The sequence below is a fragment of the Pseudacidovorax intermedius genome (assembly GCF_001476815.1).
GTDB lineage: Bacteria > Pseudomonadota > Gammaproteobacteria > Burkholderiales > Burkholderiaceae_C > Xenophilus > Xenophilus intermedius_A.
The window spans coordinates 1-11,787 of sequence record NZ_LDSL01000083.1 but is presented as its reverse complement, the minus strand read 5'-3'; the positions used below and the strand labels follow the sequence as shown (position 1 = coordinate 11,787).

Below are 11,787 nucleotides of genomic sequence, written 5' to 3'. Positions count from 1 at the left end.
GCCCGAGAAGGCGCTGTGCGGCATCCGCGGCAACCGCATCGGCATGGTGTTCCAGGAGCCGATGACGGCCCTCAACCCCGTGCACACCATCGCCCGCCAGGTGGGTGAGCCACTGCGGCTGCACCGCGGCCTGTCGAAGGCCGAGGCGCGCAAGGAAGTGCTGGCCCTGCTCGACCGCGTGGGCATTCCCGATGCGGCCTCGCGGCTGGACGCCTATCCGCACCAGTTCTCCGGCGGCCAGCGCCAGCGCATCGGCATCGCCATGGCGCTGGCCTGCGGGCCCGACCTGCTGATCGCCGACGAACCGACGACGGCGCTGGACGTGACCATCCAGAAGCAGATCCTCGACCTGATCCAGGACCTGGTGCGCGAGCGCGGCATGGGCCTGATCCTGATCTCGCACGACCTGGGCGTGATCGCCAACAACGTGCAGCGCATGCTGGTGATGTACGGCGGCAGCGTGGTCGAGAGCGGGCCGACGGCCTCGGTGTTCGCCGCCAAGGCGCATCCCTACACCCAGGGCCTGTTCGCGGCCCGGCCGGTGCTGGGCGCGCCGCGCGGTGGCCGGCTGGCCACCATCCGCGGCAGCGTGCCCGAGCTGGTCGACCTGCCGGCCGGCTGCCCGTTCGCGGGCCGGTGCAGCTTCACCGAAGACTATTGCCACACGACGCCGGTGCCGCCCACGCAGCTGCCGGGCGACCATGCGGTGCGCTGCCTGCGGCTGGACGCCGTCGCCGCGGCCGAAGGGGCCACGGCGTGAGCACCGCCCCAGGCCGAACCGCAGGTGCATACACGGCCGTCCGTGGCGCCTCCCTCCTGTCCAGGGCTTTCCGATGAGCACCCCGCCCCTGCTGAAGGTCACCGACCTCGTTCGCCATTACCCGCTGCCGCGCGAGAAGCTCTTCTCGCCGCCGCCCACCGTCAAGGCCCTCAACGGCGTGAGCTTCGAGGTGCAGGCCGGACGCAGCCTGGGCATCGTGGGCGAATCGGGCTCGGGCAAGTCCACCATCGCCCGGCTGGTGATGGCGCTGGACAAGCCCACGTCCGGCCGCATCGAGCTGATGGGCCGCGACCTGCACCGGCTGCCCGCCACCGAGCTGCGCACCGCGCGGCGCGACTTCCAGATGGTGTTCCAGGACCCGTACGGCTCGCTCGACCCGCGCCAGACGGTGGGCCGCATCGTGGCCGAGCCGCTGGAGGCGCTGGCCGATGCCTCGCGCGCCGAGCAGCGCGAGCGGGCGGCCGAAGCGCTCGCCGCCGTGGGCCTGCGCAGCACCGACATCGACAAGTACCCGCACGAGTTCTCCGGTGGCCAGCGCCAGCGCATCGCCATCGCGCGCGCCCTCATCACCCGGCCCAAGCTCATCGTGGCCGACGAGCCGGTGAGCGCGCTGGACGTGTCGGTGCAGGCCCAGGTGCTCAACCTCATGCAGGACCTGCAGCAGCAGTTCGGCGTGAGCTACCTGCTCATCAGCCACGACCTGGCCGTCGTCAACCACCTGTGCGACGACGTCTGCGTGGTGCTCAAGGGCCGCATCGTCGAGCAGGGCCCGCCCGAGCGGCTGTTCCGCGAGGCCGAGCATCCCTATACCCGCAGCCTGCTCGAGGCGGTACAGCACGCCCCCGCGGGCGACGTGCTGCACGCGGCCTGAAAGCCGCTCCAGAGTTGGGCCACAATGGCCCGCGCCGAGGGGCCGCCGGCCGCTCGTGACCCGTTTCCGTCAGTCTTTTCGGAGATCACCACCATGTTGAATCGTCGCACCCTCCTGGTCACCGGCAGCGCCTCGGTGGCGCTGGCCAGCCCCCTCGCCTCGCTGGCCCAGAGCCGCAAGGACACCATGGTGCTTGGCATGACGCTGGAGCCGCCGGGCCTGGACCCGACCGCCGGCGCCGCCTCCGCCATCGGCGAAGTCGTGCTCTACAACATCCTGGAGACGCTGACCAAGATCAACGCCGACGGCAGCGTCACGCCCCTGCTGGCCGAAAGCTGGGAGATCTCGCCCGACCTCAAGACCTACACCTTCAAGCTGCGCCGCAACGTCAAGTTCAGCAACGGCGAGCCCTTCAACGCGCAGGCCGTCAAGTTCAGCTTCGACCGCGCCGGCGGCGAGAAGAGCACCAACAAGGACAAGCGCACCTTCGCCAACATCAGCACGCAGGCGGTGGACGACTACACCGTGGTGCTGATCAACAAGGAGATCGACCCGGACCTGCCCTTCGTGCTGGGCCAGGCCACCTCGGTCATCGTCGAGCCCAAGAGCGCCGACGGCAACGCCACCAAGCCCGTGGGCACCGGTCCCTACAAGCTGGATGCATGGGCCAAGGGCTCCACGCTGACGCTGAGCAAGTGGGACGGCTTCCGCGACCCGAAGCTCGCCAAGATCAACAAGATCGTCTTCCGCTTCATCTCCGACCCGGCCGCGCAGGCCGCCGCGCTGATGGCCGGCGACGTGGATGCCTTCCCGCGCATCGCCACGCGCGTGGTGCCGCAGTTCAAGGCCAATCCGCAGTTCCAGGTGATCCTGGGCGGCTCGCGCGCCAAGACCATCGTGGCCATCAACAGCAAGAAGAAGCCGCTGGACGACGTGCGCGTGCGCCGCGCCATCCTCGCCGCCATCGACCGCAAGGCCTTCATCGACGGCGCCGCCGACGGCTTCGGCACGCCCATCGGCAGCCACTACGTGCCCGGCGCCCCCGGCTACGTGGACACCACCGGCATCAACCCCTACGACCCCGAGAAGGCCAAGAAGCTGCTGGCCGAGGCGGGCGTCAAGCTGCCGCTGGAACTCACCATGACGCTGCCGCCCCCGCCCTACGCCCGCCAGGGTGGCGAGGTGGTCGTGGCGCAGCTGGCCAAGGTCGGCATCACCGTCAAGACGCAGAACGTGGAATGGGCCCAGTGGCTGAGCCAGACCTACGGCGGCGGCCACAACTACGACCTGTCGATCATTTCCCATGTCGAGCCCTTCGACCTGGGCAACTACGCCAAGCCCGACTACTACTGGGGCTACGACAACAAGGCGTTCAACCAGCTCTTCGACAAGATCAAGGCCACCGGCAACGCCGCCGAGCGCAACAAGCTGCTGGGCGATGCGCAGCGCCTGCTGGCCCAGGACGCGGCCAATGGCTTCATGTACCAGCCGCAGTTCCCGGTCATCGCCAAGAAGAGCGTCAAGGGACTGTGGACGCAGATGCCCATCTTCTGCAACGACCTCGCGGCGCTGCACTGGGGTTGAGGCGCTTGGGCGGGCGGGCCCGGCGCAGGGCTCGCCGGCCTTCTCCGGCCTGGCGCCACGCGCCCGGGCCGTTCAGCCGGCAAGCTGGGTGATCAGCAGCTCGCGCGCACGGCCGACGAATTCCGCCTCGCCCGCACGCGGCGCCAGCAGATGGAAGCGGGCCACCGGCAAGGCCGGCAGCCCGTGCGGCGCGGCCAGCGGCGCGAGGCCCGGCGCCAGCGCCGATTCGTTGAGGCAGGCCACGCCCAGCCCGGCCACCAGCGCCGACTGCAGGCCGGCCACGCCCGAGGCCTCCAGCACCACCGTGTGCGCCTTGCTGCGGCGCGCCAGCAGGCCCACCGCGAACTGGTGCAGCGCACAGGTGTCCGGCAGCGCCAGCAGCCGCAGCGGTTCGCCCGCAGGCATGCGGTAGCCGGCCGCGGCCATCCATCGCAGCGGCTCGGTGCGCAGCAGCACCTCGCCTTTGGCGGCACGGCGGCCCGGCACGGCGACCGCCATCGACACGCCCAGGTCGATCTCGCCGCGCGCATGCGCCGCCTCCACCTCGCTGCTCTTGCGCACCATCACGCGCAGCCGCACGCGCGGATGCTGTACCGACAGCCGCGCCAGCAGGGCGGCCAGTTCGCCGGGCCGGAAGTAGTCGGTCACGCCCAGGCGCAGTTCACCCGCCAGCGGCACGCCCTGCAGATCGCGCCAGGCCTCCTCGCTCAGCGCCAGCAGGCGCCGCGCATGGGCCAGCAGCCGCTCGCCGGCCGGCGTGGGCTGCACGCCGGCCTTGCCGCGCAGCAGCAGCACCTGGCCCGCCCGCTCCTCCAGCTTGCGCAGTTGCTCGCTGGCGGCGGACTGGGACAGGAAGACACGCGCTGCGCCGGCCGTGACGCTGCCGCCGTCGGCGACGGCCACCAGGGTGCGCAGCTGCTCGATGTCGAAGTGGCGCATGTTTCCATCCATCGGCGAATACGATGGATCGCATTATCGATTCCCGCTTTTCCGATGACGAGCCGCACCGAAGAATGGCGACCTTCCCTACACCCCTTCAGGAACCGCACCATGCCGCACATCGTCATCCACCTCTCGGGCGAGCCCGATGCCGCCCTGGCTGCCGCCACCGCCGAAACCGTCAGTGACCTGACCCAGCGGTTGCTCGGCAAGAAGCCCGAGGTGATCGCCATCGCCGTGCAGTTCATCCCGGCCGCGCAGTGGTTCATCGGCGGCCGCAGCCTGCAGGCGCAGGGCCGCAGCGCCTACCACCTGGAAATCAGCGTGACGGACGAGACCAACACCAAGGCCGAGAAGGCCGCCTTCCTGCGCGAGCTGCATGCGGCCATGTCCGCGCTGCGGCCGGAGCTCCACGAGGTCAGCTATGCCCATGTGATCGATGCGCGGGCGGCGGCCTACGGCTACGGCGGGCGCACACAGGAGTACCGGCACCAGGCCGCGGGCGTCTGACACCCGTGCGCCGCGGGCACGCGACACCCCGCCGCCGGCATGCGCCACGGCCCGGCGGCAGAATCGGTCCATGCCCGCTGCCACCGCCCGCCCCACCGATCCTTTCGGCAACCCCATCAGCGTCAGCGACCCCACCAGCCGGCGCCTGATCGACGACTTCGCCCACGGCTTCCTGGCCTGCGAATCCACGGCGGCCCGCCTGGTCACCGAAGGGCACGACGACGATGCGCCGCTGTTCCAGGCCTGTGCCGCGGCGCTGCAGATGTTCGCGGAGACCGGCGACGCCCCGGCCGCCGCACGGCCGCACATCGCGCGCGCCCTGGCGGGCGCTGCGGGCACCACCCCGCGCGAGCAGCGCTTCATCGCCGCCGTCGCGGCCTGGGTCGATGGCGACCTGCAGCGCGCCATCCAGCTGCACCAGGAACAGGCCAACGAATTCCCCCGCGATCTGGTCTCGGTCAAGCTCGGCCAGTACCACTGCTTCAACCTGGGCGACTGCGCCGGCATGCTGCGCCTGGGCCTGGCGGCCCTGCCCGACGCGGCGGACGTGCCGCAGCTGCACGGCATGGTGGCCTTCGGCTACGAACAGTGCCACCGCCTGCGCGAGGCCGAAGCCGCCGCGCGCCGGGCCATCGGCCTGCTTCGCAAGGAACCCTGGGCCCACCATGCGCTGGCGCACGTGATGCTCACCGAAGGCCGGCTGCACGAGGGCCTGGCCTTCATGGAGGACGTGAGCGAGACCTGGACGGGCCTCAACTCCTTCATGGTCACGCACAACTGGTGGCACCTGGCGCTGTTCCTCATCGACCTGGGCCGCGCCGACGAGGCGCTGGCCGTGCACGACACGCACTGCTGGGGCGTGGCCAAGGCCTATTCGCAGGACCAGATCGGAGCCGTCTCGCTGCTCGCGCGGCTGGAGCTGGCCGGCCAGGACGTGGGCGATCGATGGACCGAGCTGGGCGGCTACCTGGCGCAGCACACGCAGGACCAGGTGCTGCCCTTCCTGGACCTGCAGTACCTCTACGGCCTGGCCCGCGCCGGCCGGCCCGAGGCCGATGCCCTGCTGGCACGCATCGAGGCCTTCGCACCGCACGCACCCGAGGCCAGCCGCCATGCGTGGCAGAAGGTGTGCGTGCCGGCCGCCCACGGGCTGGTGGCCCATGCCCGCGGCGACTTCCCGCGTGCCGCCGAAGGCCTGGGCCTGGCGCTGCCGCGCATGATCGAGATCGGCGGCAGCCATGCGCAGCGCGACCTCTTCGGCCAGATCCACATCGATGCGCTGGTGCGCAGCGGCGACGGCCGCCACCTGGCGCAGGCGCTGGACGTGGTGCAGCCGCAGCGCAACGGCCAGCCCGAGTCGCGGCGGCTGGCCCGGCTGGCGGACCGCATCCATGCCGGGCTGGGACTGCCGCCCGAGGTGCATTGACGGCTTCGGCCGCCTGAGGCGCGCACGGTCCGCGCCGACGGCCGTGCCCATCGCCGTTACGCTCGCGTCCGCGCCGCCCCCACCGCACGACCTTCCCATGAGCACGCCCGTTCCGCACTTCACCGAACCGACCACCCACTATTGGCAGCAGCTGCTGCCGGCCACCGACGTCGCGGCACCCGCCCCACCCTGGCGCCACGGCGTGCCTGCGCGCCTGCCGGACGGGCGGGTGCTCATGCTGCCCATCCGCCAGATGGCCGACGACCCCGGCCTGGCGGTGGCCTCCTTCCTGTGCAACCAGGCCTCGCTGGCCGTGGTCGATGAACTCGGCCGCCTGCTGGCGGAGCGCCTCGCGCCGCTCGCGCCCGAGGTGGTGATCGGCCTGCCCACGCTGGGCCTGACCTTCGCGCCGCTGGTGGCACGGCACCTGGGCCATGCGCGCTACGTGCCGCTGGGCTACTCGCGCAAGTTCTGGTACGACGAGGCCCTGTCGGGCGCGGTGCAGTCCATCACCACGCCGACGCCCGGCAAGCGGGTGTACCTCGACCCGCACCTGCTGCCGCTGGTGCAGGGCCGCCGGGCCGTGATCGTGGACGATGCGGTCAGCAGCGGCCGCACGCTGCTGGCGCCGTGGACCATGCTGGAATCGCTGGGCGTCGACGTCCAGGCCGTCGGCGTCGCCATGCTGCAGGGCCGCCGCTGGCGCGACACACTGGGCGCCGGGCGCGCGGCGCGTGTGGTCGGCGTGTTCGACAGTCCGCTGCTGCGCGCCACGGACGACGGCTGGGTGCCAAGGGACTGACGCCGGGACGAAGCGGGTCGCGGAGAGGACGCGCGGCCGGACTGCCGGCTTCCATGTCGAGGTGGTACGCAATCTGCTTGACGCAGTCGGTCCATCCCGTCGTATCCCTTTTCGTATACGTTCTGGTGCATGCAAGCCGGCCAAGGCCGGCCCGCGCCTTCGGCGCGCTGCAGCGCCGGCGTCTGCGATGGAGCCCCGCATGTCCCCACGCGCCTCGTACATGTCCGCCGCCCGCCCGCCGGCGGCCCTCACCCGTCGCCGCTGGCTCCAGGCCGCGGGCGCCGCCGGTGCCGCGCTCGCCGCCCCCGCCTTTGCGCAGACCCGGCCCATCAGCATCACCCTGCCCTGGGTGGTGAACGGCTCCAACTACTGGCCCATGGTCGGCAAGGAGCTGGGCTTCTTCAGGAAGCGCGGCATCGACCTCACCGTCTCGCGCGGCAATGGTTCGGTCGCCGCGGCCCAGGCCGTGGCCAACAAGCAGTTCGATCTGGGCGTCGTGTTCTTCGGCGGCACGCTGGTCAACATGGCGCGCGGGCTACCGCTGCAGGCGCTGGCCACCGTGGGCTACGACTCGCTGATGGGCAACCTGGTGCTGGCCGACTCGCCCATCCGCAGCCCCAAGGACTTCGAAGGCAAGCGCGTCGGCACCGTGGCCACCTCGGCCGAATCGCCCTACTGGGCCGCGTATGCCGCCAAGACCGGCATCGATCTTTCCAAAGTCACGCGCCAGCAGCTCGATGCACGGCTAATCGAGCGCGCCCTGATGGACCGGCAGGTCGACGCCATCACGGCCATCGGCTCGTCCAGCATCCCGGTACTGGACTCGCTGGGCGTCAAGACCCGCTTCATCCCCTGGTCTGCCGCCGGCATCGAGCTGTACGCGGCGCAGGTCATCGCACGCACCGAGACCATCCAGGCCGACCCCGGGCTCTGCCAGGCCATGGTGGACGGCATCCTCGAATCGGTGGTTTACACGCTCAAGAAGCCCGAAGAGTCGCTGGAGATCCTGTTCAAGGCCCAGCCCGAGATCGCCCTCGCCAAGGGCGGCAAGGAGAACGCCCGCCTGTCGCAGGGCCTGGCCCAGGCGACCATGGTGGCGCCCGAGGCCATCGAGCACGGCATGGGCTACAGCAGCATTCCCAAGCTGGCCGGCATGATCTCGCTGGCCGCCCGCGCCGGCGCGCTCAGGGCCGATGCCAAGCCGCTGGTGCCCGAAGACCTGGCCACCAACCGCTTCGCCGGCCGCATCAGGCTGAGCACGGCCGAATGGGACGCCGTGCGGCGCAACGTGGCGCCCTACGCCAAGATGGTGGGCATGGCCTGATGGAGGGCGCTGCCGGCAGCGCGCTGCGGCGCATCGGCCTGCCCATTCTCTTCGCCCTCGCCACGTTGCTCGCCTGGGAAGCCGCGGTGCGCCTGTTCGCCATCCGCGAGGTGCTGCTGCCGGCACCGAGCGCGGTGGTGGCGCGCCTCATCGACACCTTCCCGCTGCTCATGCAGCATGCCTGGCCCACGGTGTGGGAAAGCGTCGCCGGCTTCGCCATCGCCTCGCTGCTGGGCGTGGCGCTGGCCGCGCTGCTCAGCGCCTCGGCACTGATGCGCGACATGCTCTATCCCAACGTGGTGCTGTTCCAGCTCATCCCCAAGATCGCGCTGGCACCGCTGTTCATCGTCTGGCTGGGCATCGGCTTCCAGTCGCGGCTCACCTTCTCGGTGTTCATCAGTTTTTTCCCCGTGGTGATCGCCACGCTGGCCGGGCTGGACCACGTCGACCAATCGCTGCTGCGCCTGTGCCGCGCGCTCACCGCCTCGAGCTGGCAGGTCTTCGCCTGGGTGCGGCTGCCGCATGCCCTGCCCTACGTGTTCAGCGGCATGAAGATCGCGACCACCTTCGCCATCATCGGCGTGGTGGTGGGCGAGTTCATCACCTCGCAGGCCGGCCTGGGCTACCTCGTGCTGTTCGCCTCGGCCCAGGCCGACACGGCGCTGATCCTGGCGGCGATCCTGGTGCTGTGCTTCTTCGGCCTGGCCTTCTACGGCCTGGTGGCGCTGCTGGAGCGCTGGACCCAGCGCCGCTTCGGGCATTGACGCCATGCCGCCCATGACGAACCCACCCGCCTGGCTGCTGCCCGCCAGCACCGCCCCTGACCGCACGGCCAGCTACCTGAGCGTGCAGGACGCCGGCAAGACCTACGCCGGCCGCAGCGGCGCCGTGCATGCGGTCGAGCACGCCGACTTCGATATCGACGAGGGCGACTTCGTCAGCCTGGTCGGCCCCAGCGGCTGCGGCAAGAGCACGCTGATGGCCATGATCGGCGGGCTGGAAGCGCCCAGCACCGGCCGCATCCGCGTCGGCGGCACGCCCGTGGATGGGCCGCGGCGCGACTTCGGCTACGTGTTCCAGGACGCCACGCTGCTGCCGTGGAAGAGCGTGCTGGACAACGTGCTCTTCCCCATCCGCGCCCACCGCCGCCCCGTGACCGAGTTCCAGCCCGAAGCCGAGCGCCTGCTGCGCCTGACCGGGCTGTGGGACTTCCGCGACAAGCGCCCGGCCGAGCTGTCCGGCGGCATGCGCCAGCGCGTGGCCATCTGCCGTGGGCTGATCCACGACCCGCGCCTGCTGCTCATGGACGAGCCATTCTCGGCGCTGGACGCCATCACCCGCGACGACATGAACCTGGCGCTGGCCCGGCTGTGGGACCAGCAGCAGCGCCGCACCGCCGTCTTCATCACCCACAGCATCCGCGAGGCGGTGCTGCTGTCCGACCGCGTGCTGGTGATGAACGCGCGGCCCTCGCGCATCGTGGCCGACATCCGCGTGCCGCTGGTCCGGCCGCGCCATGCCGGGCTGCAGGAGGACCCGGTGTTCAACCAGATCTGCGCCTTCGTGCGCGAGAAGATCCATGAAGGCCATGGCGGGCACGACGTCTGATTCGCCGCTCGCGCGTCTGGTGCGCGAGCGTCTGGGCGCAACGGGCGCGCGGCCCTCCACCGACGACATCGTCCACGTGCTGCACCAGGCCATCGTGCGCGGCCTGCTGGCGCCCGGCCTCGCGCTGCGGCAGGACGAACTCGCGGCGCTGTTCCAGGTGAGCAAGATCCCGGTGCGCGAGGCGCTGCGCACGCTGGAGGCACAGGGCTTCGTCGAGCTGCAGCTCAACCGCGGCGCCATCGTCCGGCCGCTCACGCTCGCGCAGCTGCGCGATGCCTTCGACCTGCGCCTGATGATCGAGCCGCACCTGATGCGCACCGCCGCCCCGCGGCTCACGTCGGCCATGCTGGACGAGGCCGAGGCCCTGATCCAGGCCATGGACGACGCCGCCGATGCCTGGCGCTTCAGCGAGTGCAACACCCGCTTCCACGACCTGCTCTATGCCGCGGCCGATCTGCCGCTGTCGCGCAACATCCTCACCCTGTTGCAGGGCCACATCCAGCGCATGTCGTTCATGCAGCTGTCCCTGGCAGGCTTCAACCGCAGCTCCAACGAGGACCATCGGACCATCGTGGCCGCCTGCCGCACGGGCGATGGGCAGGCTGCGGCGCAGGCCGTCGAGGCCCACGTGCAGAGCGTGCGCGACATCGTGCTGGCGCTGTACCTGCGCCACCATGCCGACACCGATTGAACGCGCGCCGACACCTACACTGCGCGGCGCCTGTGCCAGGCCGCGCCGCCGGGGCGGATCTTGGGCATGGGCCATGACTTTCAGCATCCGTGAACGCTCACGCTCCCACCACGCTGCCGCAGATACGCGCGCTCTTCGCGACCATGCAGGCCCGCGCCCAGGCCGCCGGCGTGGCGCTGCGGGCGCCGCCGCCCGAGCCCACCACCTGCTGCGGCCGCGGCTGCAACGGCTGCGTGTGGGACGGCTTCTATGCCGCCGCCGACTGGTGGATGGAGGATGCGCAGGAGGCCCTGACCGCGGCCGGGGCCGCGCACGAGGCTCAGCGCAGGTAGGCCTGCGCGAGCGACACCCAGAAGCTCGCCGTGCTGGGCAGGATCTCGTCGTTGAAGTCGTAGCCGGTGTTGTGCACCATGCAGCCCGGCCCGTTGCCCGGCGTGCCGTCGCCGTTGCCGACGATGAAGTAGCAGCCCGGCACCTCGTTCAGCATGAAGGCGAAGTCGTCGCTGGCCTGCAGCGGCGCCATGTCCGGAATGAGCGCGCGCTCGCCCATGGTGCGCAGCGCGACCTCGTGCGCGAAGGCGGTGGCACCGGCGTCGTTGACGCAGGGCGGCATCTTCCATTGGTAGTCGACCTTCGCGGTGGCGCCATGCACCGCCGCCTGGGCCTGGGCCATGGCCGTGATGCGGTCGCGCAGCAGCGCTCGCACTTCGGGCCGCCGGGCACGGATGGTGAGCTTGAGTTCCGCCGTGTTGGGTATCACGTTGGGCGCTTGCCCCGCATGCACCGAGCCGACCGTCACCACCGCCATGTCGTTCGGGTCCACCTCGCGCGAGACCAGCGTCTGCAGCGCGAGGATCAGGTGCGCGGCCACCACCACCGGGTCCACCGTGGTGTGCGGCATGGCGCCATGGCCCCCCTTGCCTTCGATGGTGATGACGGCCGTGTCGGACGAACTGTAGATCGGCCCGGGCAGGAAGCCGAAGCGCCCGGCCGGGAAGCCGGGTTCGTTGTGGTACGCATAGACGGCATCGCAGGGAAAGCGCTCGAACAGCCCTTCTTCCACCATCCGCTTGGCGCCCATCAGGCCTTCCTCGGCGGGCTGGAAGATGAGGTTGAGCGTGCCGCTGAAGGCCCGGCTCGCGGCCAGCACCTGCGCCGCTGCCAGCAGCGTGGCGGTGTGGCCGTCGTGGCCGCCGGCATGCATGCGGCCGGGCTGGCGGCTGGCCCAGGGCAGGCCGGTGGTCGCGGTCA

General features: G+C 71.0%; 13 protein-coding genes. 11 read left to right on the top strand and 2 right to left on the bottom strand.

The features are described 5' to 3' along the window. The 3 genes from NS331_RS13870 to NS331_RS13860 all read left to right on the top strand — a co-directional run. Positions 1–760: ABC transporter ATP-binding protein (locus NS331_RS13870; RefSeq protein WP_058642570.1), on the top strand; the 760-nt coding region annotated here is incomplete at its 5' end. Positions 761–833: 73 nt separating this feature from the next. After that, positions 834–1,652 (top strand): ATP-binding cassette domain-containing protein, encoded by an 819-nt coding sequence (locus NS331_RS13865; protein ID WP_058642569.1) that lies wholly within the window; start codon positions 834–836, stop codon positions 1,650–1,652. A gap of 93 nt (positions 1,653–1,745) precedes the next feature. After that, on the top strand, positions 1,746–3,236 hold the full coding sequence (locus NS331_RS13860) for an ABC transporter substrate-binding protein (RefSeq protein WP_058642568.1): 1,491 nt from the start codon (positions 1,746–1,748) through the stop codon (positions 3,234–3,236). A gap of 72 nt (positions 3,237–3,308) precedes the next feature. On the opposite strand, the gene NS331_RS13855 is transcribed toward NS331_RS13860, so the two are convergent. Then, the gene (locus NS331_RS13855; RefSeq protein ID WP_058642567.1) at positions 3,309–4,175 is read right to left on the bottom strand and encodes a LysR family transcriptional regulator; all 867 of its coding nucleotides are present in this window, start codon (positions 4,173–4,175) and stop codon (positions 3,309–3,311) included. Positions 4,176–4,286: 111 nt separating this feature from the next. Between NS331_RS13855 and NS331_RS13850 the strand changes: the two genes are divergently transcribed. The 8 genes from NS331_RS13850 (at position 4,287) to NS331_RS13815 (ending at position 10,868) form a co-directional block, all read left to right on the top strand. Continuing rightward, on the top strand, positions 4,287–4,685 hold the full coding sequence (locus NS331_RS13850; protein ID WP_058642566.1) for a tautomerase family protein: 399 nt from the start codon (positions 4,287–4,289) through the stop codon (positions 4,683–4,685). A 70-nt stretch (positions 4,686–4,755) separates the two neighbouring features. Then, positions 4,756–6,111: a tetratricopeptide repeat protein gene (locus NS331_RS13845; protein WP_058642565.1), complete on the top strand. Its 1,356-nt coding sequence runs from the start codon at positions 4,756–4,758 to the stop codon at positions 6,109–6,111. A 97-nt stretch (positions 6,112–6,208) separates the two neighbouring features. Beyond that, on the top strand, positions 6,209–6,913 hold the full coding sequence (locus tag NS331_RS13840; protein WP_058642564.1) for a phosphoribosyltransferase: 705 nt from the start codon (positions 6,209–6,211) through the stop codon (positions 6,911–6,913). A 199-nt stretch (positions 6,914–7,112) separates the two neighbouring features. Beyond that, entirely contained in the window at positions 7,113–8,237 is a 1,125-nt protein-coding gene (locus NS331_RS13835) for an ABC transporter substrate-binding protein (RefSeq protein WP_193758109.1), read from the top strand. Next, positions 8,237–9,001 carry an ABC transporter permease gene (locus NS331_RS13830; RefSeq protein WP_058642562.1) on the top strand — a complete coding sequence of 255 codons (765 nt, stop codon included), beginning with the start codon at positions 8,237–8,239 and terminating at the stop codon, positions 8,999–9,001. Before NS331_RS13835 ends, NS331_RS13830 begins: the two co-directional genes overlap by 1 nt. Positions 9,002–9,014: 13 nt before the next feature. Then, positions 9,015–9,845, top strand: a complete 831-nt coding sequence (locus NS331_RS13825; RefSeq protein WP_082702470.1) for an ABC transporter ATP-binding protein — start codon at positions 9,015–9,017, stop codon at positions 9,843–9,845. After that, positions 9,817–10,536: a GntR family transcriptional regulator gene (locus NS331_RS13820; RefSeq protein ID WP_193758108.1), complete on the top strand. Its 720-nt coding sequence runs from the start codon at positions 9,817–9,819 to the stop codon at positions 10,534–10,536. Before NS331_RS13825 ends, NS331_RS13820 begins: the two co-directional genes overlap by 29 nt. Positions 10,537–10,679: 143 nt before the next feature. Continuing rightward, a complete protein-coding gene (locus tag NS331_RS13815; RefSeq protein ID WP_058642571.1) occupies positions 10,680–10,868 on the top strand; it encodes an oxidoreductase-like domain-containing protein in 189 nt (62 codons plus the stop codon). Here NS331_RS13815 and NS331_RS13810 read toward each other — a convergent pair. Beyond that, on the bottom strand, positions 10,856–11,787 hold a 932-nt coding region (locus NS331_RS13810; RefSeq protein WP_058642560.1), incomplete at its 5' end, for an amidohydrolase. The genes NS331_RS13815 and NS331_RS13810 overlap by 13 nt on opposite strands.